Consider the following 25,479-nt stretch of genomic DNA (forward strand, 5'->3'; position numbering starts at 1 on the left):
TCGCCCGTCATTCCGTGCTATCAGCAAACCTGAAACCTCCGACTCGCTGTCCCCATGGCCAAGAACACGCTTTCCTTCGTCTGCCAGAACTGCGGCGCGGCCTATAACCGCTGGCAGGGCAAGTGCGAGTCCTGCGGCGAGTGGAACACGCTTGCCGAGGAGGACACGACCGGCAGCGTGCCGGTCTCGATCCGCTCCAAGCGCAAGGGACGGACGTTTGCGTTGGAGAGCCTGTCGGGGAAGACCCAGGACGCTCCTCGCCTGTCCTCAGGCATGACAGAGCTCGACCGCGTCACCGGTGGCGGCTTCGTCCGCGGCTCGGTGCTGCTGGTCGGCGGCGATCCCGGCATCGGCAAGTCGACGCTGCTGACGCAGGCCACCAGCATGATGGCGCGCGCCGGCCACCGCATCGTCTACATCTCCGGCGAAGAGGCGGTCGCCCAGGTGCGCCTGCGCGCCGAGCGGCTCGGCCTGTCGGACGCGCCGGTGCAGCTCGCGGCCGAGACCTCTGTCGAGGATATCGTCTCGACGCTGTCGGAAGGCGCGGTGCCGCGGCTGATCGTGATCGACTCGATCCAGACCATGTGGACCGACACGGTGGAATCCGCGCCCGGCACGGTCACCCAGGTGCGCGCCTCGGCGCAGGCGCTGATCCGCTTCGCCAAGAAGACCGGTGCTGCCATCATCCTGGTCGGCCATGTCACCAAGGACGGCCAGATCGCAGGCCCCCGCGTGGTCGAGCACATGGTCGATGCGGTGCTGTCCTTCGAGGGCGAAGGCTCACAGCAATTCCGCATCCTGCGCGCAGTGAAGAACCGCTTCGGCCCGACCGACGAGATCGGCGTGTTCGAGATGACCGGCCTTGGCCTGCGCGAGGTCACCAATCCCTCCGAGCTGTTCCTGTCCGAGCGCGATCTGGGCACGCCGGGCACCGCAGTCTTCGCGGGCATCGAGGGTACGAGGCCCGTTCTGGTCGAATTGCAGGCCTTGGTGGCCCCCACCTCGCTCGGCACCCCGCGTAGGGCCGTGGTCGGCTGGGATCAGAGCAGGCTCTCCATGGTGCTGGCGGTGCTGGAGGCCCATTGCGGGGTCAAGCTGTCCGGCCACGACGTCTATCTGAACGTCGCGGGCGGCCTGCGCATCCACGAGCCGGCGGCCGATATGGCCGCCGCGGCCGCACTGGTTTCATCCCTGGTTAATGCGCAGTTACCCACCGATGCTGTCTATTTCGGCGAGATTTCGCTCTCCGGCGTCATCCGCCCGGTGGCGCAGACCCCGGCCCGGCTCAAGGAAGCGGTCAAGCTCGGCTTCAAGCGCGCCGTGCTGCCCGAATCGGCCCGTGGCGGCGATGCTGGCGGCGACGCCGGACTGTCCCTGAACGCGATCAACAGCCTGACGACACTGGTGGCCGAGATCGCGGCCCGGGGCTCCCGCCGCGGCGACTCGAGCCCGCCGGCGGAGAAAAATGCCACACCGGCAAGATTCCGCCGTGGAGAGGGTTAGGTGGAGGTGACGTCCTCCGCCCCCACCGCTATACAGCCGTCACAAAAGCAGCATGGGATTGCGTGGTTGCGGCCTTGCCGGGAACGCCGTCTGGCCCTCACTTAGGGCCACGGCCAAGCACCGATTCGCTGAGCACCTTTGAAGTACGAGCGGACCCGACCAGCCGATGCCAGTAACACTCCTCGACCTGATCCTGCTCGGTGTGATGCTGATCTCGGGCCTGCTCGCCATGGTCCGCGGCTTCATGCGCGAAATCCTGTCGATCGCGGCCTGGGGCGCAGCGGCGATCGTGACGCTGTACTCGTTCTCGAAGCTGCTGCCGACCGCAAAGACCTATTTCAACAACGACACGGTGGCGAGCGTCGTCGTGGTCGCCGGCGTGTTCGTGGGCACCCTGGTCGTGGTCTCCGTGATCACGGTCCGGATCTCCGACATGATCCTGGATTCGCGCATCGGCGCGCTAGACCGCACCCTGGGCTTCCTGTTTGGCCTCGCTCGCGGGCTTTTGATCGTCGTGGTCGCGTTCCTGTTCTTCACCTGGCTGGTGCCGGACAAGCAGCGCCCGGACTGGGTCACGGGGGCCAAATCTCGCGTGGTGCTCCAGGGAACCGGGGATTGGCTGATGGCCCTCTTGCCTGACGACCCCGAGAACACCATCTTGAAGAGATTCAAGAAAAACAAACCAGATGATGATCAAGCTGATTCCGAACCGCAGCCTTCGGGCACTGGCGACGGATACAGTAAACCTGCTCGTGACAGCCTCAAGAAGCTGATCGAGAAACCTGCGGCGCGTTGATTAGGCCCTAAAAGAGAGGCGCGGACGAGATGCGACACCCTGACCAGGACGCCCAACTTGATCTCGGCCCAGCCGCGCTAGAGCTTCAGGACGACCTGGAGGGCGATACGCTCCGCGAGGAATGCGGCGTCTTCGGCATCTACGGCCACCCTGACGCCGCGGCCATCACGGCGCTCGGCCTCCACGCCCTCCAGCATCGCGGCCAGGAGGCCGCCGGCATCGTCTCCTACGACGGCAGCCGCTTTCACTCGGAACGCCGCCTCGGCCTCGTCGGCGACACCTTCTCCCGCCGCGAGGTGATCGACCGCCTGCCCGGCAATATGGCCGTCGGTCATGTCCGCTACTCCACCACCGGCGCCACCATCCTGCGCAACGTGCAGCCGCTGTTCGCCGAGCTCAATGCCGGCGGCCTTGCGGTCGCCCACAACGGCAACCTCACCAACGGCCTGACGCTGCGCCGCGAGCTCGTGAAGAACGGCGCGATGATGCAGTCGACCACCGACACCGAGGTGATCCTGCATCTCGTCGCGCGCTCCAGGCGCAGCCGCTTCATCGAGCGCTACATCGACGCCCTGCGCGAGATCGAGGGCGCCTATGCGCTGGTTTCGCTGACCAACAAGAAGCTGGTCGGCGCGCGCGATCCACGCGGCATCCGCCCGCTGGTGCTCGGCGAGCTCGACGGTTGCCCGATCCTGACCTCGGAGACCTGCGCGCTCGACATCATCGGCGCGCGCTTCATTCGCGACATCGAGCCCGGCGAAGTCATCGTGTTCGACGAGAACGGCCAGGACATCCACAAGCCGTTCCCGCCGATGGCGCCACGCCCCTGCATCTTCGAATACATCTATTTCTCCCGTCCGGACTCCATCGTTCACGGCCGCTCGGTCTACGAAGTGCGCAAGGCCTTTGGTGCGCAGCTCGCGCGCGAGAGCCATGTGCCGATCGACGTCGTCGTCCCGGTGCCGGATTCCGGCGTACCCGCCGCGGTCGGCTACAGCCAGCATTCCGGCGTGCCGTTCGAGCTCGGCATCATCCGCAACCACTATGTCGGCCGCACCTTCATCCAGCCGACCCAGGCGATCCGCGAGTCCGGCGTGCGCATGAAGCATTCGGCCAACCGCGCCGCGATCGAAGGCAAGCGCATCATCCTGATCGACGACTCGCTGGTGCGCGGCACCACCTCGAAGAAGATCGTGCGCATGATGCGCGATGCCGGCGCCAAGGAAGTCCATTTCCGCCTCGCCTCGCCGCCGATCCTCTATCCCGATTATTACGGCATCGACCTGCCGGATCGCGGCGGCCTCCTGGCCGCGACGCATTCGCTGGAGGAGATGCGCGAGATCATCGGCGCCGACTCGCTCGCCTTCTTGTCGATCGACGGCATGTATCGCGCCATGGGCGAGCCCGGCCGCGACCCCGCCAATCCGAAATTCTCGGATCATTGCTTCACCGGGGCGTATCCGACCCACCTCACCGACCAGACCCAGACCGAGCAGCAGCCGCGGCAATTGTCGCTGCTGGCGGAAGCGAGCTGACGAAAGACCGCGACGATGCAGCTGGCCATCGCCATTCTCTGCGGAGGGCTTTTGGTCGGCTTCATCGTCTTGCCTTCAGGCAGGGCATGAAGGTGCCGCCTGACAGCTCGGGGAACGGCCCGAACAATAGTACCAATATCCAGTAGGGCTGCGGCGGGAGCTCGAGGGCAGAAATTCCGGGCTTGTCCCGGCCATCCACGCCTGTAAAACCCCGCCATGACAAATCCCCTCGCCAACCGCATCGCTCTCGTCACCGGCGCCTCGCGCGGCATCGGCTTTGCCACGGCCAAGGCGCTGGCCAAGGCCGGCGCGCATATCGTTGCGACGGCGCGCACGCAGGGCGGGCTCGAAGAGCTCGATGACGAGATCCGGAAAGACGGCGGCAGCGCCACGCTGGTGCCGCTCAATCTCACCGATTCCGACGGCATCGCGCGGCTCGGCGCCGGCCTGCACGAGCGCTACGGCAAGCTCGACATCCTCGTCGGCAATGCCGGCGTGCTCGGCCCCTCCTCGCCGGTCGGCCACATCGAACTGAAAACTTTCACCGACGTGATGGCGGTCAACGTCTCGGCGAACTTCCAGCTGATCCGCTGCATGGAGCCGCTGCTGAGGCAGTCCGATGCCGGCCGGGCAGTGTTCATCACCTCGGGCGCCGCCAACAAGGCCACCGCCTATGTCAGCCCCTACGCCGCCTCCAAGGCCGCGCTGGAAACACTGGCCCGCGCCTGGGCGCAGGAAACCACGAACACGCCGCTCCGTGTCAACCTGTTCAACCCGGGCCCGATCCGCACCCGGATGCGCGCCACGTTGATGCCGGGCGAAGATCCGGCGACGCTGGAGACACCCGAGCAGGTCGCCGAATTCATCGTCCCGATGTGCGCGCCGGACTGGACCGAAACCGGCAAGTTCTACGACTACAAGACCCGCACGCTGATGAGCTTCCGCTCGCCGGCCTGATTGACTCGCGTGCCTCCCCGCGATTGACTGCCCGCGCTCAAGCGGCAGCAAGCCGCAAGCCAAAAAAGGGAGGTTGCCATGGCGCCGTGGCATAATCGTGCAGGGCTTGTCTGTACAAGGCTCGGCCGTGCGCTCACACGAGTCTCTCACGCCTTCTCCATCCTGATTGCAGCCATCGCGTTCGTGCTTCCAGGCACGGCGACTGCGGGTGACGTCCCGACCTTCGCGGTCGATGCCTCCTGGCCAAAACAGCTGCCGAACAACTGGATCCTCGGCCAGGTCGGCGGCATCACCGTCGACTGGCAGGGCCATATCTGGGTGATCCATCGCCCGCGCTCGCTCACCGATGACGAGAAAGGCGCGAGCCTCAGCCCGCCGCGCTCGAAGTGCTGCGTGTCGGCGCCTCCCGTGCTCGAATTCGACACCGACGGCAATCTGCTGCGGTCGTGGGGCGGTCCGGGCGAAGGCTATGAATGGGTCGGCCGCGAGCACGGCATCGAGGTCGACGAGCGCGGCTTCGTCTGGGTCGGCGGCAACGCCGACAACGACAACGCCATTTTGAAGTTCACGCTCGACGGCAAGTTCGTCGCCCAGATCGGCAAGATCGCGCCGAGCCTCGGCAGCAACGACACCACGCAGCTCGGCAAGCCCGCCGAAACCGCGATCGACAAGGAGGCGAACGAAATCTACGTCGCCGACGGTTATGGCAACCGCCGCGTCATCGTGTTCGATGCGACGACGCTCGCCTACAAGCGGCACTGGGGCGCCTATGGCAACAAGCCCGATGACAACAAGCAGGCGGCGTATGATCCCAAGGCGCCCGTCTCCCAGCAATTCGGAAATCCCGTCCATTGCGTGAAGCTCGCCAATGACGGTCTCGTCTACGTCTGCGACCGCATCAACAATCGCATCCAGGTGTTCAAAAAGGATGGCACCTTCGTGAAGGAGTTCTTCTTCGAGAAGAACACCCTCGGCAACGGCGCGGTGTGGGACATCGCGATCTGGCCCGATCCGAAGCAGACCTATTTGCTCAGCGCCGACGGCGAGAACAACGAGATCCGGGTGATCAAGCGCGAGGACGGCAGCGTGGTCGGCAGCTTCGGCCACAACGGCCGCAATGCCGGGCAGTTCCACTGGGTGCATGCCATGGCGATAGACGCCAAGGGTAACGTCTATACCGCCGAGGTCGATACCGGAAAGCGCATCCAGAAATTCAGGCTGACGTCGGACGCGCTCAAATAGCGTCTCAGCACACTTTGCCCAAAGGTTAACCGACGGATGACGCTACGCCGCAGCGTCATCCGGCTTTAGGCGCATTGCCGCCGGCCGTGGGACACGGTAGAGCGATCAGCCGGAACAAGGCTCCGCAAGAGAGCCGTCCGCATATTGAAAATGGAGGAGACCTTTTATGACGACGACGCTCGCGCGCCGCTACGCGGCCCTTCTGGCCTGTGCCACCTTCGGTTTTGCAACATCCGCTTACGCGCAGGACAAGACCGTCAAGATCGGCGTCTTGAATGACATGTCGAGCCTTTATGCCGATATCGGCGGCCCGAACTCCGTGGTCGCGATCAAGATGGCCGTCGAGGATTCCGGCCTGCTCAAGAAGGGCTGGAAGATCGACGTGCTGAGCGGCGATCACCAGAACAAGCCGGACGTCGGCGTCAATATCGCTCGGCAATGGATCGACAACGAGAAGGTCGATGCGATCGCCGACACGCCGAACTCCGGCGTCGCGCTTGCGGTCAGCAACCTCGTCAAGGAAAAGAATTCGGTGCTGCTGAATTCCGGCGCCGCCTCTGCCGACTTGACCGGCAAGGCCTGCACGCCGAACACGATCTCCTACACTTACGACACCTACATGCTCGCCAACGGCACCGGCAAGGCGCTGACCAAGGCCGGCGGCGACACCTGGTTCTTTCTTACCGCTGATTATGCCTTCGGCCACGCGCTGGAACGCGACACCACGGCCGTCGTGACGGCGAACGGCGGCAAGGTGCTGGGCAGTGTCAAGCACCCGATCAACAGCTCGGACTTCTCGTCCTTCCTGCTGCAGGCCCAATCGTCCAAGGCCAAGGTGGTCGGCCTCGCCAATGCTGGCGGCGACACCACGAACTCGATCAAGCAGGCGGCCGAATTCGGCATCGTATCGGGTGGCCAGAAGCTCGCGGCGCTGCTGCTGTTCATCAATGACGTGCATTCGCTGGGGCTCAAGACCGCGCACGGCCTGACCTTCACCGAGTCCTTCTACTGGGACATGAACGAGCAGACCCGCGCCTGGTCGAAGCGCTTCGCCGCCCTGGCCAGCAAGAACGCAATGCCGTCGATGACCCAGGCCGGCAACTACGCGATGGTGCTGCACTATCTCAAGGCGATGGAAGCGCTCGGCGGCAACCCGCATGACGGCGCCAAGGTCGTCGCCAAGATGAAGGAGCTGCCGACCGACGATCCGCTGTTCGGTAATGGCCCGCTGCGCCAGGACGGACGCCGTCTCATCCCGGCCTATCTGTTCGAGGTGAAGAAGCCCGAGGAGTCGAAGGGCCCGTGGGACTACTACAAGCAGATCGCCACGATCGCGGCGGAAGACGCAGCCAAGCCGCTCAAGGACAGCGAGTGTCCGCTGGTGAAGAAGTAAGACAGTCGACGTTGCCGTAGGGTGGGCAAAGGCGCGTAAGCGCCGTGCCCACCTTCTCTCCGCGAGTTGACGAAGTAGCGGTGGGCACGCTTCGCTTTGCCCACCCTACGAGGCCGTCTTCGTAGTCGCCAGCGTCCGCATCGCGATCGCGACACATGCCACCATCAATACCGCCGCAAGCAGGAACGGCGCGCCGGGCAGATGCCACGGCGCGCTGGCGCCGATGAAATAGGAAAACGTCAGCGTGAACAGGAACGGCCCGACGAGCTGAGAGACGCTCTGCACGCTCGCGGTCGCGCCCTGCAACTGGCCCTGCTGATCGGGGGCCACCAGTCGCGTCATCAGCGATTGCATGGCGGCGCCTGAGATGCCCCACAGCGACATCACGGGAATGCCGATCCAGAACAGCGGGCCGGCCGGCGCGGCGCCGAAGATCACGAAGCCGATCGCGCCACAGCACAGACCGAGCACCAGCGCATTCCGCTCGCCGAGCACGCGCACGATCGGGCCGATGGCGAGCCCCTGCACCACCATGGCGCAGATGCCGACCATCGCGAGCGTCAGACCCACGGTCTTAGAATCCCAGCCGTAGCGATAGGTCGCATAAAGCACGAAGGTCGAGGGCAGCACGACATGCGCGACCTGTGCGATGAAGTTGACGATGGATAACGCGGCCAGCGCCGCGTTGGACCGCAGCAAGTGCAGCGCTCCGACCGGATTGGCGCTGGTCCAGCGGAACGGCGCGCGCCGCTCCGGCGCCAGCGATTCCGGCAGGACGAAGAGCCCATAGAGCGCATTGGCAAAGCTCAAAGCCGCCGACGCCCAGAACGGCAGCCGCGGATCGATATCGCCGAGCAGGCCGCCGAGCGCCGGGCCCAGGATGAAGCCGGCGCCGAAGGCAGCTCCAATCCTGCCGAAGACGGCCGCTCGCCGCTCCGGCGGCGTGATGTCGGCGATATAGGCAAAGGCGGTCGAAATGCTCGCCGAGGTGATGCCCGAGATCACGCGGCCGATGAACAACCAGAGCAGCGACGGCGCGAGCGCCATCAGCACATAGTCGGCGGCGAGCCCGAAATTCGACAGCAGCACCACCGGCCGCCGTCCGAAGCGATCCGACAGCGCGCCGAGCACCGGCGAGAACACGAACTGCATGAGCGCCCAGGCGGTGCCGAACAGGCCGAAGATGCGGGCCGCATGCGCGGTGTCGTTGTCGACGAAGCTCTCGATCAGCTTCGGCAGGATCGGCATGATCACGCCGAGCGCGAGCATGTCGAGCAGGATGGTGACGAAGATGAAGGCGACGGCACCACGCCGGACCGGCGCGGCGCTTCGCGCCGTCGCCTCGCCGGCATCGTTGCTCACGACGGCCGCTTGCGCTTGTGGGCGAAGGGGTTGGCCTTTTCGCGCAAGGTGATGCGCACCGGCGTACCCGGCAGCTCAAAGGTCTCGCGCATGGAATTGGTCAGGTAGCGCAAATAAGACTGCGGCACCGCGTCCGCGCGCGAGCAGAACAGCACGAAGCTCGGCGGACGCGCCTTGTTCTGCGTGATGTAATTCAGCTTGAGCCGTCGGCCGGACACCGCCGGCGGCGGATTGGCCTGCACGGCCTGCTCGAACCAGCGATTGAGCGCGGATGTCGGCACACGCCTGTTCCAGACCGCGTAGGCGTCCTGGATCGCCTGCATCAGACGATCGATGCCCTCGCCCATCAGACCTGATACGGCGACGATCGGCACGCCCTTGATCTGCGGCAGCCAATGGTCGGCATCCCGGCGCAGGCCCGAGACGGCGCCGCCGCCCTTGGTCTCCATCAGATCCCATTTGTTGACGGCGAGCACGACCGCGCGGCCTTCGCGCTCGATCAGATCGGCGATGCGCAGATCCTGCTCCTCGAAGCGGTTCTGCGTATCCATCATCATCACGACGACTTCGGCAAAGCGGACCGCACGCAACGCGTCGGCGACCGAGAGCTTCTCCAGCTTTTCCTCGATGCGCGAGCGACGGCGCAGGCCTGCGGTATCGAACACGCGAAAATCGCGGCCCTTCCAGTTGATCTCGACCGCGATGGAATCGCGCGTGGTGCCGGCCTCCGGGCTCGTCAGCAGGCGCTCCTCGCCGAGCAGATGATTGATCAGCGTCGACTTGCCGGCATTGGGCCGGCCGACGATCGCGACGCGGATCGGACGCGTCGCGGCCTCCTCCTCGGTCAGCGGCTCGTCGTCCTCGGCTTCATCTTCCTCGACAGGCTCCGGCATCAACTCGCGGAGGGCGTCATACAGCTCGCCCATGCCCTCGCCGTGCTCGGCCGAGACCTGGATGGGATCGCCGAGGCCGAGCGCAAAGGCCTCCATCGCGCCGGCATCGCCATGCTTGCCTTCGCTCTTGTTGGCGACCAGCAGCACCGGCTTGTTGGCCTTGCGGGCGAAATCAGCGAAGGCGCGGTCGGTGGGCGTGAGGCCGATGCGGGCGTCGACGACAAAGAACAGCGCGTCGGCCTGTGCGATCGCGGCCTCGGTCTGCTCCTGCATGCGCGCGGTCAGCGAGCCCTTGGCGCCCTCGTCGAGGCCGGCGGTGTCGATGATGGTGAATTCGAGATCGCCGAGCCTGGCCTCGCCTTCGCGGCGGTCGCGGGTGACGCCCGGCAGGTCATCGACGAGCGCGAGCTTCTGCCCAACCAGGCGGTTGAACAGCGTCGATTTGCCGACATTTGGCCGGCCGATAATAGCAATCGTGAAGGACATCGGTCATTCGTGCGCTGCGAAGGCCGCGCCTGTCAATGTAATGAAGTGATCAGCGCGAAAAGCTGCCGCTCGGCATCGGTGCCGGGAAAGCTCCCTGCGATTGCTGCTGGGTGGTCTGGGTCGGTTGCGCCTGCTGGACGGGTTGATCCGGCGGCGGGGCGGTGGTGCGCTTGCGCACGATCTTCTGCTTGGGCGGCGGAGCGGCCGTGGGCGGCGCGGCCTCCGGCTGGGCCTCGCCGTCGACCTCGCCCGCCGGCGCCTCAGCGGGCGCGGCCGCGGTGCTGGAAGGCTGTTTGGTCTTCTTCGCCTTGGCACCCTTTGCCGGCTTGGCCTCGGGCGGCGGCTCGGCGGGCAGAGCCGCGACGGCCGGTGCGTTCGGATCCGGCTGCTGCTGTGCTGCACCCTTGTACATCTCCCGCGGCACGCCCTGCTCAAGGCCCGGAACGCCGTCCGGGAAGACCGGCTTGCGGTCGCCCGGCAGCTTCTTCTTGGTGTCGAGGAAGTCGAGCATGTCGCTTGGATCGAAGCTGGAGCAGCCGCCCAGGATGCCCGTGAAGGCGATCAGGACGGCGGCTGCGATCAAGCGGGGCGTGCGGCGCATCTTGTGTCTCGTCTACGTCAGAGAGCCCGAAGGTCAGCTCTTGGTCAGCTTTTGGCGACGGGCGGCAGCAGGGCCTGGAGCGCCTCGGCGCGTGAGCGCAAACCGGGCGGCGTTTCGCCGTCCTCGGCAATCGCGTCGAGCCATTTGCGGGCCGCGGTCATGTCGTTGTTGCGCCAGGCCGACAGCGCCAGCAACTCGCGGGCGCTATGGCGGAACGTGGATTTGGGCGCGGCGGAGGACTCCAGCCGCTGCTGCATGTCGGCATAGGACGCGCTGTCGACCAGCAGGCCGGCGGCGCGGATCTTCGCCAGATCCTGCCACTCACCACCGATGCTGCGATCGGCGGCGATGTCGTCAAACATCTTGGCGGCCGCCTTGGGATCGCGGGGCGCTGCCTCGGCCGCGGCACGTAGCCGCGCCAGGGTGCGATAACCCGAGGGAGCCTTGGCGGCGAGCGCGGTGAAGGCGGCCTCGGCCTCCGCGTGCTTGTCCTGGTCGGACAGCTCAGCGGCCTTCTCGAAGGCGGCGCCGGCCTCGGCGGCCTTTTTGCCCTCCAGATACTGGTAGCCGCGCCAGCCACCGACGGCAGCCACGATCAGCACCATCAGGGCGATGAAGACAATCGAATACTTGTCCCACAGCTTCTTGAGCTGTTCGCGACGTACTTCCTCGTCGACTTCGTCAAATAATTCAGACACTTATGCTAATCCCATGCCCGTCCGGGTGCGCGCGCCAATGCGTTCGCGTCAGGAATCCCGTCCCCCACGTGGCGGCGGGGTACCCTAACGATATGGCGGTGGCAAGGCAAAGCGAGCCCAATCAAGGCGTTAACCACCCGGAACAGCCCGGACCGGCCTGTCCGGCTCAGGTTCCCAGGAGCTCCCGCAGCTGCCGCTTCAGCACCTTGCCGTTGGCATTGCGCGGCAGCGGCTCGGGGGTGATCGCCATGGTTTCGGGGACCTTGTAGTCGGACAGCCGCTCCGCGCACCAGGCGCGCAAGGCCTCGCCGGTCACCGGGGCGCGCGTCACCACCACGGCGTGGACGCGCTCGCCCAGCACCGGGCAGGCCTTGGCAATGATCGCGCTCTCGACCACGGCGGGGTGGCCGGCCAGCACGGACTCGACCTCGGCCGAATAGATCTTCAGGCCGCCGCGATTGATCATGTCCTTCTGCCGGTCGAACACGCGGACAAACCCCTCCGCATCGACCGAGCCGAGATCGCCGGAATGCCAGAATCCGCCCGTGAAGCTTTCGGCCGTGGCCTTCGGGTTATTCCAGTATCCCTTGATGACGGAGGCGCTCTGGATCCAGAGCTCGCCGATCTCGCCATGAGGCAGCTCGCGCCCGTCCGCTCCCATCGCGACGATGCGGGCACCGGGACACGGCAGGCCGACACTGTCGATGTGGCTTGCAGTCAGCTCGCCCGGCATGATCGTCGAGGGGGACGTCGTCTCGGTCGAGCCGTAGCAGTTCGCGAGCTTCAGGCCGGGAATCGTCGCCTTGAGCTTCTCGATGGTCGCGACCGGCATCGGCGCGCCGCCAAAGCCACCGATGCGCCAGCTCGAGAGATCGTAGCCCTCGAAATTGGGCTGGAGCAGGCAGAGATTGTACATCGCCGGCACCATCACCGTGTAGGTGACGCGCTCGCGCGCGGCGAGCTTGAGATAATCGGCAGCCTTGAACTCCGGCATGATGATCAGCGCGCCGCCGCAGCGGATCATGGTCGTGATGTTGGCGACGACGCCGGTGACGTGGCCGAGCGGCACTGCCGCGATCGAGCGGTCCGCTTCCGTCAATTGCAGGCAGGAGACGAATACCATCGAGGAATGGACGATGTTGCAATGGGCGAGCATCGCACCCTTCGGCTTGCCCGTCGTGCCCGAGGTGTAGAGGATCATCGCGGTGTCCTCCTCGCGGATCTCGACCGGCGCCGGTGCCGGGACGTTGTCGGCGAGCACGGCGAAACGCGACAGGGCCTGATCGCTGTCGACGGCGATGCGGTGGATGACATCGGGGACATCAAGCGCATCGGGCAGCCGCCCGGTGAGCCCTGCTTCATGGATCAGGATCCTGGCGCCGCAATCGGCGAGGACATAGGCGATCTCGGGCTTCTGCTGGCGCGTGCCGAGCAGCACCGTCACCAGCCCCTCGTGGGCCGCCGCGAACAGCAATAGCGGAAACTCGATGCGGTTGCCGAGCAGGATCGCGATGCGATCGCCGCGCTGCAGGCCGAGCTTGCGAAAGCCCGCCGCGATCCGCGCGGCCTGCTCCACCGCCTGTCGCCAGCTCAACCGGACATCGCATGCGATCAGCGCTTCGCCATCCGGATTGCGGGCGCAAGCGTCCGCGATCATCGCCCACAGGCTCGCCGGCCGGTCGCAGAAGGCCGGCACCACCCGATCACCAAAGCGCGCCTCGAACCGCATCGGCGGGATCTGAGATTGCGACCAGTCCATCGGGATGCCCTCGGCTGTTGCTTGTCACGTTCCGCGCACGGCTGCGCGGAACCGTCTTGCGCTGATCGGCTGTCGTCAGCCTCCCATGACGGGAACGCCGATCACAACCGGGTGGAATGCGAAGGCCAGCGCGAGATAGGCGACGACACCGACCGCAACGGCGATCAGATCATTGGTGACCCCACCCACTGGAATGGGCGGGCCGCCGCCATCGGTGCGATGCTTCAGCGAGATGCGGTCGTACACGGCCCAGCCCAGGAACGAGCCAAACAGGATGATGGAGCCGAGATCGCCATTGGCGAGCAGATGCGCGGCCGCCCACAATTTGATGCCCGCCAGCATCGGATGCTTCAGCGTCGCATAGATGCGCCCGCGCAAGTAGGACGCCACCACCAGGATGACCGCAGGCAGCATCAGCGCTACTGTAATGTGCTTGAATGCGACCGGCGGCTCCCAAACCGAGATCATTCCGGCAGCGCGATAATGGGCGAAGCCCCAGATGATCAGCGCCAGTCCCGCAAGCGAGACGGCCGCATAGAGGATCTTGTAGGTCCCCTCGCCCAGCCTCGCGATCGCTTGCGCGCGCGCCTCTCGTTTCGTTGTGAACACATGGGCCGCAAAAAACAGCATCAGCCCCAGGATCATGACCAGCAGACCCACGACATCCTCCCCTCGACCAGCGCCCCCGCCCATGGCGTATCATCGATTGGGCGCGGGTCGCAACTCTCACGCCTCATGGTGAGGCGTGCAGGCTCGGGTCTGCAACAGCGCGGCCTTCATCCCGCGAGACCCGCGCAAGCGCAGTCCGCAAGATGCGGGGATAGAGCTATTTTCCAAGCTCGCGATTATCGACATAGCGGATCGCGATCGGGCGTCCGGCCAGAGCGCCGCCGAGGCCGCTGGTGAATTTGAGCGGCAGGCAGGCCTTCAGCGATGAATTGATCGCGTTGAGATAGGTCGTTCGGGTATCGGCCGGGACGCCCGCGGTCGCATAGGTCAGCTGCGGCGGACCGATCATGCCGCCTGCCTTGTTGAAGCTGAAGCGCACCGCCATCTGCATGCCCGCGCGCGCATTGTCCGATGGCGGCGACCAGCAGGTGCGCAGCTCGGCGAAGAGATCGCCGATCGTATCGAGATCGTGATCCGGCCTCTGATATTTCGAGCGATCTGCCTCCGCCGGCACGGTTTCGATCGTGAGCTGGAGATTCTGGCCGTAGGGGTAGTCGATCTCGGGAATGCAGGGGCCGGGCTCGAGCGGGCTGCAATAGTACGGCGTGCAGGGCCGGCCGGCGAGCACGCTGCACGGCTCATGCGAAAACGGGATCGGATTGATCTGGCGGCGCTGCGCATCGGCGGCAACCGTCGATATCGCCAACAGGAGGAAAACGAGGATGCCGCGCCACATGATGCGAGCTCACAATGTCACACGCACAAACGTGGCATTGCCAACGAACGCGTCAAGCCTGCGGCTGTTCACATGCTCGCGTTTAGCTCCGGTGTCGTCGCCCGGCTCGACCGGGCGACCCAGTACTCCGAGACGGCGGTGATGGAATCGAGAGGCTGCGGCGTACTGGATTCCCCGCCTTCGCGGGGAATGACAGCGGAGTGTGGCCACGCAGCAGCGCGCAGAGAGCGCCCTACCCCTTCTTCTTGACGTCCTTGACGTTCGTGAACTCGATGCCCTCGGCGCGCTCCCTGGCGTAGCCGAGATAGAACTCGTTTCTCGCAAGATACACGGGATCGCCGTCGACATCGTCGGCGATGCTCGAGGTGTTGGCCGCGATGAAAGTGTCGAGCTTCTTGCGATCTTCGGATGAGACCCAGCGCGCGAGCTGGAACTCGCTGACCTCGAACTCGACCGGCAGCGAATATTCCGCCTCGAGCCGTGCCTTCAGCACGTCGAGCTGGAGCGCGCCGACCACGCCGACCAGCGCCGGTGCGCCGTCGCGCGGGCGGAACACCTGCACAACGCCCTCTTCGGACATCTGCTGAAGCGCTTCCTTCAGCTTCTTCGCCTTCATCGCGTCGGTGAGACGCACGCGGCGGACGATTTCCGGCGCGAAGCTCGGCACGCCGACGAAGGTGAAATCCTCGCCCTCGGTCAGGGTGTCGCCGATGCGCAGCGTGCCGTGATTGGGGATGCCGACGACGTCGCCGGCGAAGGCTTCGTCCGCGACCGAACGATCCTGCGCGAAGAAGAATTGCGGGCTCGACAGCGGCATGCTCTTGCCGGTGCGCACCAGCTTGGCCTTCATACCGCGGCTGAGCTTGCCGGAGCAGAGGCGCGCGAAGGCGATGCGGTCGCGGTGGTTCGGATCCATGTTCGCCTGGATCTTGAACACGAAGGCGCTCATGCGCGGATCAGTGGCCTCAACCTTGCGCTGGTCGCTCTCCTGCGCGCGCGGCTCGGGCGCGAACTTGCCGAGACCTTGCAGGAGGTCGCCGACGCCGAAATTGCGCAGCGCGCTACCGAAATAGACCGGCGTCAGATGGCCCTCGCGAAAGGCGGCGAGCTCGAACGGTTTTGAAGCCTCGGTGACGAGCTCGAGCTCGTCCTTCACCGCGGAGACGTCAAGATTGGCGTTGAGCTTGGCCAGTTCCGCAATCTCGATCTGCTGGGCCGCGCCAGTCTTGGCGCCGCCGCCTTCGAGCAGGCGCACGCCGCCATTGGCGACGTCATAGGTGCCGAGGAAATCGCGGCCGCGGCCGACCGGCCAGGTCATCGGCGTGGTGTCGAGCGCCAGCGTCTTCTCGATCTCGTCGAGCAGCTCGAAGACGTCGCGGCTCTCGCGGTCCATCTTGTTGATGAAGGTGATGATCGGAATGTCGCGCAGGCGGCAGACCTCGAACAGCTTTCGGGTGCGCGCCTCGATGCCCTTGGCGGCGTCGATCACCATGACAGCGGAGTCGACGGCCGTGAGCGTGCGGTAGGTGTCCTCCGAAAAGTCCTCATGGCCCGGCGTGTCCAGCAGATTGAACACGAGACCCTCGAACTCGAAAGTCATGACCGAGGTCACGACCGAGATGCCGCGCTCGCGCTCGATCTTCATCCAGTCCGAACGGGTGTTGCGCCGCTCGCCCTTGGCCTTGACCTGGCCGGCGAGATTGATGGCGCCGCCGAACAGCAGCAGCTTCTCGGTCAGCGTGGTCTTGCCCGCGTCCGGGTGGGAGATGATCGCGAAGGTGCGCCGCCGCGCTACTTCGGTGGCAAGCGGGGAACGGGCCGGCGAGTCGGCTGATATGGCGATGTCGGACATTGCGGGAGCGTTTGGCAGGGAAAATGGGCCTGATCAAGCCTCATGTGGTGATTGCGGAGCCCTTCGGCCAGCCCCATATTCGCTCCCGGGGAGGACGGCCTCCCCGCCCATCAGCATATCAGCCGCGGGGACGACCCTGCCTTGAGTGGAGGGTCGTCATGGCCTGGAGCATCCTGTTCGTCGCCGGCCTGCTGGAAATCGGCTGGGCGATCGGGCTCAAATACACCGAAGGCTTTTCCAAGCTCGTTCCGTCCGTCCTCACGCTCGCGGCGATGGCCGGCAGCATCATCCTGCTCGGCCTCGCCCTCAAATCACTGCCGATTGGAACCGCCTATGCGGTCTGGACGGGGATCGGCGCGGTCGGCACTGCGGCGCTCGGCATCGTCCTGTTCGGCGAGCCTGCCACCGCGCTTCGCCTCGCCAGCATCGGGCTGATCGTCGCAGGAATCGTCGGGCTCAAGCTCGTTACTTGAAGAGCTGGACCGCCCACCAGGTCAGCGCCGCGACAATGGCCGAGGCCGGGATCGTGATCACCCAGGCATAGACGATCGAGCTCGCGACGTTCCAGCGTACCGCCGAGACGCGGCGGGCCGCGCCGACGCCGACGATCGCGCCAGTAATGGTGTGGGTGGTCGAGACGGGAACGCCGAGGAAGGTCGCCATGAACAGGGTCGCGGCGCCGCCGGTTTCGGCGCAAAAGCCCTGCATCGGCGTCAGCTTGGTGATGCGCAGGCCCATGGTGCGGACGATGCGCCAGCCGCCCATCAGCGTGCCCAGCGCCATCGCGGCCTGGCAGGACAGCACCACCCAGAACGGCACCGAGAATTCACCGCCAAGATGCCCTTGCGAATAGAGCAGCACGGCAATGATGCCCATGGTCTTCTGGGCGTCATTGCCGCCATGGCCGAGCGAATAGAGCGAGGCGGAGGCGAATTGCAGGATGCGGAAGGCGCGATCGACCGCGAACGGCGTCGAGCGCACCGAGAGCCAGGACACGATCGCGACCAGCATCATCGCGAGCAGGAAGCCGACCAGCGGCGACAGCACGATCGCCAGCACCGCCTTGGACAGTCCGCTCCACACCGCAGCCGAGATCCCCGCCTTGGCCATGCCGCCGCCGACGAGACCGCCGATCAGCGCATGCGACGACGAGGACGGGATGCCCAGCCCCCAGGTCACCAGGTTCCAGACGATCGCGCCGACAAGGGCCGCGAAGATCACCTGGGCGTCGACCACCGCGGGATCGATGATGCCGGTGCCGATGGTCTGGGCAACATGCAGCCCGAACACCATGAAGGCGATGAAATTGAAGAATGCCGCCCAGAGCACCGCGAATTGCGGCCGCAGCACGCGGGTGGACACGATGGTCGCGATCGAATTGGCGGCGTCGTGCAGGCCGTTCAGGAAGTCGAACAGCAGCGCGACGGCGATCAAGCCGACGAGGACAGGAAGTCCGAGCGCAGCATCCACGGCGCGACTCCTGCCCTAAACTTGCTCGATGACGATGCTGTTGATCTCGTTCGCGACGTCGTCGAAACGGTCGGCCACCTTTTCGAGATGGTCGTAGATCTCGACGCCGACGATGAAATCCATCGCGCTGCCATCACGATGCTTGAGGAACAGCTCCTTCAGCCCGATGTCATGGAGATCGTCGACCCGGCCCTCCAGCTTGCCCAGCTCCTCCGTGATCGCGGTCAGCATCGCGACGTTCGGGCCGATCGACTGCATCAGCGGCAACGCGCGCCCCACGAGATTGGCGCATTCGATCAGGAGCCCGCCAATCTCCCGCATCGGCGGCTCGAAGGTGCGGACCTCGAACAGCATCACGGCCTTGGCCGTCTGCTGCATCTGGTCGATGGCATCGTCCATCGAGGTGATCAGATTTTTGATGTCGCCACGGTCGAAGGGGGTGATGAAGGTGCGGCGCACCGCCGTCAGCACCTCACGGGTGATGTTGTCGGCGTCATTCTCGAACTGGTTGACACGCTGGCAGTAGACCGGCGTCTCCTCGCCCCCATTGAGCATGCCCTGGAGTGCGATCGAGCCCTGGATCACGGTCTGTGCATGGCGGTCGAACAGGTCGAAGAACCGTTCTTCCTTGGGCAGGAAAGCGCGAAACCATCGCATCATGGGGATAGGCTACCGGTTGGAAATGGCCCGGCCCGAACGGACCGTCATGAAACTGTCATAGACCATTTCCACCCCGCGCGCGTGTCATCTCACGCCCGCGAAGCAGGATCATCCACCGGATTATCGCGCCAATGAAATTGGCGCGATATCAATGACTTAGAGCGAGCGCCGGAAGTAATGAGCGATTTCGCCGATGACGCCGCGGCGGAAGGTGAGCACGCAGACCACGAAGATCGAGCCCTGGATCACCGTCACCCATTGGCCAAAACCCGCCAGATATTGCTGCATGGCGATGATCGCGAAGGCACCAACCACGGGGCCGAAGATGGTGCCGAGACCGCCAACCAGCGTCATCAGCACGACCTCGCCCGACATCGTCCAGTGCACGTCGGTGAGCGAGGCATTCTGCGCCACGAACACCTTCAGCGATCCGGCAAAGCCGGCCAGCGTGCCGGACAGGACGAAAGCCAGGAATTTATATTGGTCGGTCCGGTAGCCGAGCGAGATCGCGCGCGGCTCGTTCTCGCGGATCGACTTCAGCACTTCACCGAACGGCGAGTTGATGATGCGGTAGATCAGCAGGAAGCCGGCGAGGAAGCCGGCCAGCACGACGTAATAAAGCACCGTCGGCTTGGAGAGATCGAGCAAGCCGAACATCCGCCCCTGCGGAATGCCCTGAATGCCGTCCTCACCATGGGTGAACGGCGCCTGGAGGTAGATGAAGTACAGGAGCTGCGACAGCGCCAGCGTGATCATCGAGAAATAGATGCCCTGGCGGCGGATCGAGATATAGCCGGTGATGAGCGACAGCCCGAACGCCGCGACGATTCCAACGAGGATGCCGAGCTCCGGCGGCAACGCCCACACTTTCAGCGCGTGCGCGCTGCAATAGCCGGCGGTGCCCATGAACATTGCGTGGCCGAACGACAACAGGCCGCCATAGCCGATCAGCAGGTTGAAGGCGCAGGCAAGCAGCGCAAAGCACAGCGCCTGCATCACGAAGAACGGATAGACGCCCGTGAAGGGCACCGACGCCAGCAGCAGCGCCATCACCACGAACACGACCATCTCGTCACGCATCGCGCGCGGGGTTACCGGCAGCGTGTCGTCCGTCAAGGCTGTCATATCAGGCCGCCCTTCCCGTCAGTCCCGTTGGCTTCACCAAGAGCACCAGCACCATCAGCACGAACACGACGGTGTTGGAGGCCTCGGGGTAGAAATACTTGGTCAGGCCCTCGATCACACCGAGCGCAAAGCCGGTGATGATGGAGCCCATGATCGATCCCATGCCGCCGATCACGACCACCGCGAACACGACGATGATGAGGTCGGCGCCCATCAACGGCCGCACCTGGTTGATCGGCGCCGAGAGCACACCGGCGAGCGCGGCAAGGCCGACGCCGAGACCGTAGGTCAGCGTAATCATGCGCGGCACGTTGATGCCGAAAGCGCGCACCAGCGTCGGATTCTCAGTGGCGGCGCGCAGGTTAGCACCGAGCCGCGTCTTCTCGATCAGGAACCAGGTGGCGATACACACCACCAGCGAGAAGATGACGACCCAGCCGCGATAGATCGGCAGGAACATGAAGCCGAGATTCATGCCGCCCTTGAGCTGGTCCGGAATGGCGTAAGGCAGACCGGAGGAGCCGAAATAGTTCTGGAACACGCCCTGCACGATCAGCGCGATGCCGAAGGTCAGGAGCAGGCCGTAGAGGTGGTCGAGCCCCGTCAGCCATTGCAGCATGGTCCGTTCCAGGATCATGCCGAAGATGCCGACGATAACAGGCGCGATCAGCAGCGCCCACCAGTAGTTGATGCCGCCGAGGCTCAGCAGGAAATAGGCAACGAACGCGCCCATCATGTAGAGCGCGCCATGGGCGAAATTGATGATGTTGAGCATGCCGAAGATCACGGCAAGCCCGAGACTGAGCAGCGCGTAGAACGAGCCGTTGATCAATCCCACCAGTAGCTGAGCGTAAAGAGCCTGCATCGATCCCGCACCCGGTCCCTTCGGCGTTGCCTGAAAATCGCCCGCAGGCCTGATCGCCTGCGGGCGGTTATCTTACTTCTTCAAGAGCGCGCACTTGCTCTCGGACAGCGGCGTGAAAGCCTGGTCGCCCGGCACGGTGCCGACCAGCTTGTAGAAGTCCCACGGCCCCTTGGACTCCGAGGGCTTCTTCACCTCGAACAGGTAGGCGCTGTGGATGGTGCGGCCGTTCGGCTGGATCTCGCCCTTGCCGAACAGGTCGTCCTCCGTCGGCAACGACTTCATCTTCTCGACGACCTTGACGCCGTCATGGGGATTGCCGCCGAGCGCTTCCAGCGTCTTGAGATAGTGACGCACGCCCGCATAGACGCCGGCCTGCACCATGGTGGGCGGCGCGTTGTTCTTCATCTTGTCGGAGAAGCGCTTGGAGAAGGCCCGGGTCTTGTCGTCCATATCCCAATAGAACGTCTCGGTGAAGTTGAGGCCCTGCGCGGTCTCGAGGCCAATCGCCTTGACGTCGGTGAGGAACAGCAGCAGCGCCGCGAGCTTCTGTCCGCCCTTGACGATGCCGAACTCGGCCGCCTGCTTGATCGAGTTGGTGGTGTCGCCGCCGGCATTGGCAAGGCCGATGATCTTGGCCTTGGACGCCTGCGCCTGCAGCAGGAACGAGGAGAAGTCCGGCGTGTTGAGCGGATGCTTGACGCCGCCGACCACCTTGCCGCCGTTGGCGGTGACCACGGCCGTGGTGTCGCGCTCGAGCGCCGCACCGAAGGCGTAGTCCGCGGTCAGGAAGAACCAGCTGTCGCCACCGGCCTTCACCAGCGCCTGCCCCGTGGTGTGGGCCAGCATGTAGGTGTCGTAGGTCCAGTGCACCGTGTTGGGCGAGCACTGCGCGTTGGTGAGGTCCGAGGTCGCGGCGCCCGAGTTGATGTAGACGCCATTCTTTTCCTTGATGACGTTGTTGACGGCGAGCGCCACGCCGGAGTTCGGCACGTCGACGATGACGTCGACTTTTTCGACGTCGAACCACTGCCGCGCGATCGCGGTGCCGATGTCGGGCTTGTTCTGGTGATCGCCGGAGATGACGTCGATCTTCCAGCCCTTCGCCGCAAGGCCGGAATCTTCGACGGCCATCTGGGCGGCGAGCGTCGAGCCGGGACCGCCGAGGTCGGCGTAGAGGCCGGACTGATCGGACAGCGCGCCGATCTTGACGGTCTTGTCCTGCGCAAAGGCTACGCCAGCCGTGGTGACGGCCAACGCCGTGCCGAGCAGAAACGACGCAATCGACTTTTTCATGCTACTTCCCTCGTGAATTTTCTCGTGGCCGTTTGACGCTTGGCCGTCTTAGACGCCGAGATAGGTGTGGAGCTTGTCCATGTTGGCGGCAAGCTCCGAATTGGAAAATCCGTCAATGATCTTGCCGTGCTCGACCACGTAATAGCGGTCGGCGACGGTGGATGCGAACCGGAAGTTCTGCTCGACCAGGAGGATGGTAAAACCCTCCTTCTTGAGCCGTGCAATGGTGTGGCCGATCTGCTGGATAATGACAGGTGCAAGACCTTCGGTCGGCTCGTCCAGCATCAGGAAGCTCGCGCCGGTGCGCAGGATGCGCGCGATCGCGAGCATCTGCTGCTCACCGCCGGAGAGCTTGGTGCCCTGGCTGTTGAGACGTTCCTTCAGGTTCGGAAACAGATCGAAGATCTGCTCGAGCGGCAATCCGCCCGGGCGAACCACCGGCGGCAGCAACAAATTCTCCCGCACATCGAGACTGGAGAAAATGCCGCGTTCCTCCGGGCAGAACGCGATGCCCATCCGCGCGATCTTGTCGGAGGTCGCGCGGATGATGTCCTGGTTGTTGAACTTCACCGAGCCGGTCCGCTTGCCGATGATGCCCATGATCGACTTCAGCGTGGTCGTCTTGCCGGCGCCGTTGCGGCCGAGCAGCGTGACCACCTCGCCCGCGTTCACGTCGAAATTGATCCCGTGCAGGATGTGGGACTCGCCATACCATGCTTCCAGGTTGCGGACCTGGAGGATGTTGCCGCCGGTTGCGGCTTTTGCGGGAGCGTCCGCGGTTGCAGTCTCACGCATGACCGGCTCCCAGATAGGCTTCCTTGACGCGCTCGTCCTTGGTGAGCTCGCTGTAATGGCCTTGCGCCAGCACCTGCCCGCGCGTCAGCACGGTGATGATGTCGGAGAGATTGGCCACGACGCTCAGATTATGCTCGACCATCAGGATGGTATATTTCGCCGAGATGCGCTTGATCAGCGCCGCGATCTTGTCGATGTCCTCGTGGCCCATACCCGCCATCGGCTCGTCCAGCAGCATCATCTCCGGGTCGAGCGCGAGCGTGGTTGCGATCTCGAGCGCGCGCTTGCGGCCGTAGGCCATCTCGACCGCGGGCGTATTGGCAAACTCGCTGAGGCCGACATCGTTCAACAGTTCACGCGCGCGATCGTTGAAGCGGTTGAGCACGGACTTGGAGCGCCAGAAATCGAAGGAACTGCCGTGCTGGCGCTGAAGCGCGACGCGGACGTTTTCCAGCGCGGTGAGATGCGGAAACACCGCCGAGATCTGGAATGAACGGACCAGTCCCAGGCGCGCCACGTCGGCCGGCGCCATCGCCGTGATGTCCTGCCCCTTGTACAGAATTTTGCCGGCGGACGGTTTGAGGAACTTGGTCAAAAGATTGAAGCACGTCGTCTTGCCCGCCCCGTTCGGGCCGATCAACGCGTGAATGCTCCCACGGCGAACCTTGAGCGCAACGTCGCGGACGGCGAAGAAGCCCGCGAACTCCTTGGTCAAGCCTTCCGTTTCGAGAATGAACTCATCGGCCAAACAGATTTCCCCCTGCCCGCACAATACGCGTGGCTGTCCTTAGTTACTTCGGCTTTCCGGGGGCCTTGGAGCCTGTCCCGGAACGTCGCCTCCGGGCGCGGAATATGCCGGAGGTGACGGGGGTTAGGCAAGGCGGAAAGCTGAGCAGATCAGGTCTCCGGCCGGGAGGCTTATGCTCCCTTAGTCGGACGCGTTTTGATGTCGCCTGCCCGGCCTCCCGGTTCGCAAGGCACCGGTCATCAAGCCGTCGTTAACGGTCTTTCATCCCGCGCGCCAGCCTTCATAGAAAATTTTCCCGCCGCATGGATCATGCGCGGGTTTTATGCGTCGGGAATATTGTCTTGGATTTTGCAAGCGCCGCTCCTTCTGTCGTCAAGTCGATCAGGCAGCGTGATCTCCTGAACACGTGGCTGCGACTTTATGCGCGCGGGCGGATGGTGCCGGCGATCTGGGAGTATCAGCCCGCGCGGCTCGAGGAAGAGCTGTCCGATCTCATCTATTATACCGTCGACATCTCGGCGCCGACGCCGCGCCTCATCATCCAGAGCGAAGGCACGCGCATCTCGCGCGCCTATGGACATACCGGCAAGGGCGTTCTGCTCGACGACTATATCGGACCGCGCCTCGCACCCTTCGTGATGCCGATCTATTATGAATGCGTGGCACGTGGGCTTCCGGTCTACAGCGTGGCCGACGTCGACGACATCTATGGCCGCGTGGTTGCCTATGAACGGCTGCTGCTGCCGTTCCAGACCGACGGCAAGGTCTGCCACGTCATCGCCTCGCTCAAGACGTTCTGCGAGGACGGCGGCTTCGAGATCAAGAATCTGATGCGCGGAAATGACGCGCTGCCGCGCCCGAAACTGCGCGCGGTGATCGACCGCGATCTCTTCCATCGCGCTCCCGGCCGGATCGCTGCCGCCGACCTCGTCGAGTTCGCCGATCAGCCCGGCGTCACCACCGAGATCGTCGAGCTAAATTAGGGGCAGCGCGATTTGGCGCCGACCTACTTGGCCTTGACCTACTTGGCCTTGACTTCCTTGGCATAGATATCCGGCTTGAAGCCGACCAGAAGCTTGCCGCCGACTTCGAGCACCGGCCGCTTGATCATCGATGGTTGCGCTAGCATCAGCGCCAGCGCCTTCCTCTCGGTGAGGCCTTCCTTGTCGGAATCCGGCAGCTTCTTGAAGGTCGTGCCGGCGCGATTGAGCAGCGTCTCCCAGCCAGCCTTGTCGCTCCACTGCTTGAGCTTGTCCTTCTCGACGCCCGCCGCCTTGTAGTCGTGGAACTCGTAGGCGACGCCATGGGTGTCGAGCCAGGCGCGCGCCTTCTTCATGGTGTCGCAGTTCTTGATGCCGTAGATGATGTTGGGCAAGACCTTCCTCGCGCATGCGTCGTTGGATGACTGCAGCGTTGTACGAAACTCCGGTTCGCGCGACAACATTGCGAACGAACCTCGCTCTCCGAACGGATACATCAATGCACGTCACTCACGATCCCGCCGCAGCCGCGTCGCCAGCCATCGACTTCAACAGCTTCCTCGCGGTCGATATCCGTGTCGGCACCATCGTCGATGCAAAACCGTTCCCGGAGGCGCGCAAGCCGGCCTGGCGGCTGTGGATCGACTTCGGTCCCGCGATCGGCGTGCGCAAGAGCTCGGCCCAGATCACCGAAAATCATCCGCTCGAGACGCTGGTGGGGCAGCAGGTCGCGGCCGTCATCAACTTCCCGCCGCGCCAGATCGGCCCGGTCGTCTCAGAGGTGTTGACGCTCGGCTTCCCCGATGCCGAGGGCAAGGTCGTGCTGGTGCAGCCGAGCAAGCCTGTGCCGAACGGCGGACGGCTGTTCTAGCCGCGCGATCGCGGGCCGGGCCGCCGTTACCTCCCGCCATATCCCCCCGGCAATGGTTTGATCCTCCTGTTTCCGGATCGTCTGGACTTGACCGAGATCGCCTTTGATAATAAAACTGACTGACTAATCGTTTTTTATTAATGTCCGGCTTTGCAAGAGCCGCGTCGAGCAAACGGTCAAAACGACCGAT

25 protein-coding genes are annotated in these 25,479 nt (G+C 64.5%); 9 read left to right on the forward strand and 16 right to left on the reverse strand.

Going from position 1 to position 25,479, the window contains the following annotated elements:
* Positions 1-54: 54 nt before the first annotated feature.
* From radA to ABIB99_RS34225, 6 genes are all read left to right on the forward strand, one after another.
* Positions 55-1,503: a DNA repair protein RadA gene (gene radA / locus ABIB99_RS34200; RefSeq protein ID WP_063983719.1), complete on the forward strand. Its 1,449-nt coding sequence runs from the start codon at positions 55-57 to the stop codon at positions 1,501-1,503.
* A gap of 166 nt (positions 1,504-1,669) precedes the next feature.
* On the forward strand, positions 1,670-2,299 hold the full coding sequence (locus ABIB99_RS34205) for a CvpA family protein (RefSeq protein ID WP_063983720.1): 630 nt from the start codon (positions 1,670-1,672) through the stop codon (positions 2,297-2,299).
* Between the two features lie 29 nt (positions 2,300-2,328).
* Positions 2,329-3,834 carry an amidophosphoribosyltransferase gene (gene purF, locus ABIB99_RS34210; protein ID WP_063983721.1) on the forward strand — a complete coding sequence of 502 codons (1,506 nt, stop codon included), beginning with the start codon at positions 2,329-2,331 and terminating at the stop codon, positions 3,832-3,834.
* 216 nt (positions 3,835-4,050) lie between these two features.
* Positions 4,051-4,791 (forward strand): SDR family NAD(P)-dependent oxidoreductase, encoded by a 741-nt coding sequence (locus tag ABIB99_RS34215; RefSeq protein WP_354179843.1) that lies wholly within the window; start codon positions 4,051-4,053, stop codon positions 4,789-4,791.
* A gap of 78 nt (positions 4,792-4,869) precedes the next feature.
* Positions 4,870-6,033 (forward strand): NHL repeat-containing protein, encoded by a 1,164-nt coding sequence (locus ABIB99_RS34220; protein ID WP_354179845.1) that lies wholly within the window; start codon positions 4,870-4,872, stop codon positions 6,031-6,033.
* Between the two features lie 166 nt (positions 6,034-6,199).
* Positions 6,200-7,426, forward strand: coding sequence for an ABC transporter substrate-binding protein (locus ABIB99_RS34225; RefSeq protein ID WP_071914710.1), 1,227 nt, complete (start codon positions 6,200-6,202; stop codon positions 7,424-7,426).
* A 105-nt stretch (positions 7,427-7,531) separates the two neighbouring features.
* On the opposite strand, the gene ABIB99_RS34230 is transcribed toward ABIB99_RS34225, so the two are convergent.
* The 8 genes from ABIB99_RS34230 to ABIB99_RS34265 all read right to left on the reverse strand — a co-directional run bounded on the left by ABIB99_RS34230 (position 7,532) and on the right by ABIB99_RS34265 (position 16,482).
* Positions 7,532-8,788 (reverse strand): TCR/Tet family MFS transporter, encoded by a 1,257-nt coding sequence (locus ABIB99_RS34230; RefSeq protein WP_354179847.1) that lies wholly within the window; start codon positions 8,786-8,788, stop codon positions 7,532-7,534.
* Complete coding sequence (der, locus tag ABIB99_RS34235) at positions 8,785-10,167, reverse strand: ribosome biogenesis GTPase Der (protein ID WP_166095820.1); 1,383 nt, start codon at positions 10,165-10,167, stop codon at positions 8,785-8,787. Before der ends, ABIB99_RS34230 begins: the two co-directional genes overlap by 4 nt.
* A gap of 49 nt (positions 10,168-10,216) precedes the next feature.
* A complete protein-coding gene (locus ABIB99_RS34240) occupies positions 10,217-10,768 on the reverse strand; it encodes a hypothetical protein (RefSeq protein ID WP_354179849.1) in 552 nt (183 codons plus the stop codon).
* A gap of 44 nt (positions 10,769-10,812) precedes the next feature.
* Positions 10,813-11,466 carry a tetratricopeptide repeat protein gene (locus ABIB99_RS34245; protein ID WP_063983726.1) on the reverse strand — a complete coding sequence of 218 codons (654 nt, stop codon included), beginning with the start codon at positions 11,464-11,466 and terminating at the stop codon, positions 10,813-10,815.
* Between the two features lie 166 nt (positions 11,467-11,632).
* The gene (locus ABIB99_RS34250; RefSeq protein ID WP_354179852.1) at positions 11,633-13,225 is read right to left on the reverse strand and encodes a class I adenylate-forming enzyme family protein; all 1,593 of its coding nucleotides are present in this window, start codon (positions 13,223-13,225) and stop codon (positions 11,633-11,635) included.
* Between the two features lie 75 nt (positions 13,226-13,300).
* Positions 13,301-13,885, reverse strand: coding sequence for an NnrU family protein (locus ABIB99_RS34255; RefSeq protein WP_354179854.1), 585 nt, complete (start codon positions 13,883-13,885; stop codon positions 13,301-13,303).
* Between the two features lie 166 nt (positions 13,886-14,051).
* Positions 14,052-14,630, reverse strand: coding sequence for a UCP034077 family protein (locus ABIB99_RS34260; protein ID WP_166095795.1), 579 nt, complete (start codon positions 14,628-14,630; stop codon positions 14,052-14,054).
* Positions 14,631-14,862: 232 nt separating this feature from the next.
* Complete coding sequence (locus ABIB99_RS34265; RefSeq protein ID WP_085402821.1) at positions 14,863-16,482, reverse strand: peptide chain release factor 3; 1,620 nt, start codon at positions 16,480-16,482, stop codon at positions 14,863-14,865.
* 158 nt (positions 16,483-16,640) lie between these two features.
* Between ABIB99_RS34265 and sugE the strand changes: the two genes are divergently transcribed.
* Positions 16,641-16,955 carry a quaternary ammonium compound efflux SMR transporter SugE gene (sugE, locus tag ABIB99_RS34270; RefSeq protein WP_354179857.1) on the forward strand — a complete coding sequence of 105 codons (315 nt, stop codon included), beginning with the start codon at positions 16,641-16,643 and terminating at the stop codon, positions 16,953-16,955.
* Here sugE and ABIB99_RS34275 read toward each other — a convergent pair.
* From ABIB99_RS34275 to ABIB99_RS34305, 7 genes are all read right to left on the reverse strand, one after another.
* Positions 16,948-17,952: an inorganic phosphate transporter gene (locus ABIB99_RS34275; protein ID WP_166352684.1), complete on the reverse strand. Its 1,005-nt coding sequence runs from the start codon at positions 17,950-17,952 to the stop codon at positions 16,948-16,950. The genes sugE and ABIB99_RS34275 overlap by 8 nt on opposite strands.
* Before the next feature lie 15 nt (positions 17,953-17,967).
* Positions 17,968-18,612, reverse strand: coding sequence for a DUF47 domain-containing protein (locus ABIB99_RS34280; protein ID WP_014495845.1), 645 nt, complete (start codon positions 18,610-18,612; stop codon positions 17,968-17,970).
* Positions 18,613-18,768: 156 nt separating this feature from the next.
* Positions 18,769-19,737, reverse strand: a complete 969-nt coding sequence (locus ABIB99_RS34285; RefSeq protein ID WP_071914733.1) for a branched-chain amino acid ABC transporter permease — start codon at positions 19,735-19,737, stop codon at positions 18,769-18,771.
* A 1-nt stretch (position 19,738) separates the two neighbouring features.
* Positions 19,739-20,602 carry a branched-chain amino acid ABC transporter permease gene (locus tag ABIB99_RS34290; RefSeq protein WP_063983732.1) on the reverse strand — a complete coding sequence of 288 codons (864 nt, stop codon included), beginning with the start codon at positions 20,600-20,602 and terminating at the stop codon, positions 19,739-19,741.
* 72 nt (positions 20,603-20,674) lie between these two features.
* Complete coding sequence (locus ABIB99_RS34295; RefSeq protein ID WP_354179861.1) at positions 20,675-21,895, reverse strand: ABC transporter substrate-binding protein; 1,221 nt, start codon at positions 21,893-21,895, stop codon at positions 20,675-20,677.
* 48 nt (positions 21,896-21,943) lie between these two features.
* Positions 21,944-22,690, reverse strand: a complete 747-nt coding sequence (locus tag ABIB99_RS34300) for an ABC transporter ATP-binding protein (RefSeq protein ID WP_063983734.1) — start codon at positions 22,688-22,690, stop codon at positions 21,944-21,946.
* Positions 22,683-23,438, reverse strand: coding sequence for an ABC transporter ATP-binding protein (locus ABIB99_RS34305; RefSeq protein WP_063983735.1), 756 nt, complete (start codon positions 23,436-23,438; stop codon positions 22,683-22,685). Before ABIB99_RS34305 ends, ABIB99_RS34300 begins: the two co-directional genes overlap by 8 nt.
* Before the next feature lie 302 nt (positions 23,439-23,740).
* Between ABIB99_RS34305 and ABIB99_RS34310 the strand changes: the two genes are divergently transcribed.
* Positions 23,741-24,421, forward strand: coding sequence for a PAS domain-containing protein (locus tag ABIB99_RS34310; RefSeq protein ID WP_354179864.1), 681 nt, complete (start codon positions 23,741-23,743; stop codon positions 24,419-24,421).
* 38 nt (positions 24,422-24,459) lie between these two features.
* Here ABIB99_RS34310 and ABIB99_RS34315 read toward each other — a convergent pair whose 3' ends face one another.
* Entirely contained in the window at positions 24,460-24,813 is a 354-nt protein-coding gene (locus ABIB99_RS34315) for an ArsC family reductase (RefSeq protein WP_354179866.1), read from the reverse strand.
* Positions 24,814-24,917: 104 nt separating this feature from the next.
* On the opposite strand from ABIB99_RS34315, the gene ABIB99_RS34320 reads away from it, so the two are divergent.
* Positions 24,918-25,289, forward strand: coding sequence for a tRNA-binding protein (locus ABIB99_RS34320; RefSeq protein ID WP_354179868.1), 372 nt, complete (start codon positions 24,918-24,920; stop codon positions 25,287-25,289).
* Positions 25,290-25,479: the final 190 nt, after the last annotated feature.

This window comes from Bradyrhizobium sp. LA6.1 (assembly GCF_040547805.1).
Classification (GTDB): domain Bacteria; phylum Pseudomonadota; class Alphaproteobacteria; order Rhizobiales; family Xanthobacteraceae; genus Bradyrhizobium; species Bradyrhizobium barranii.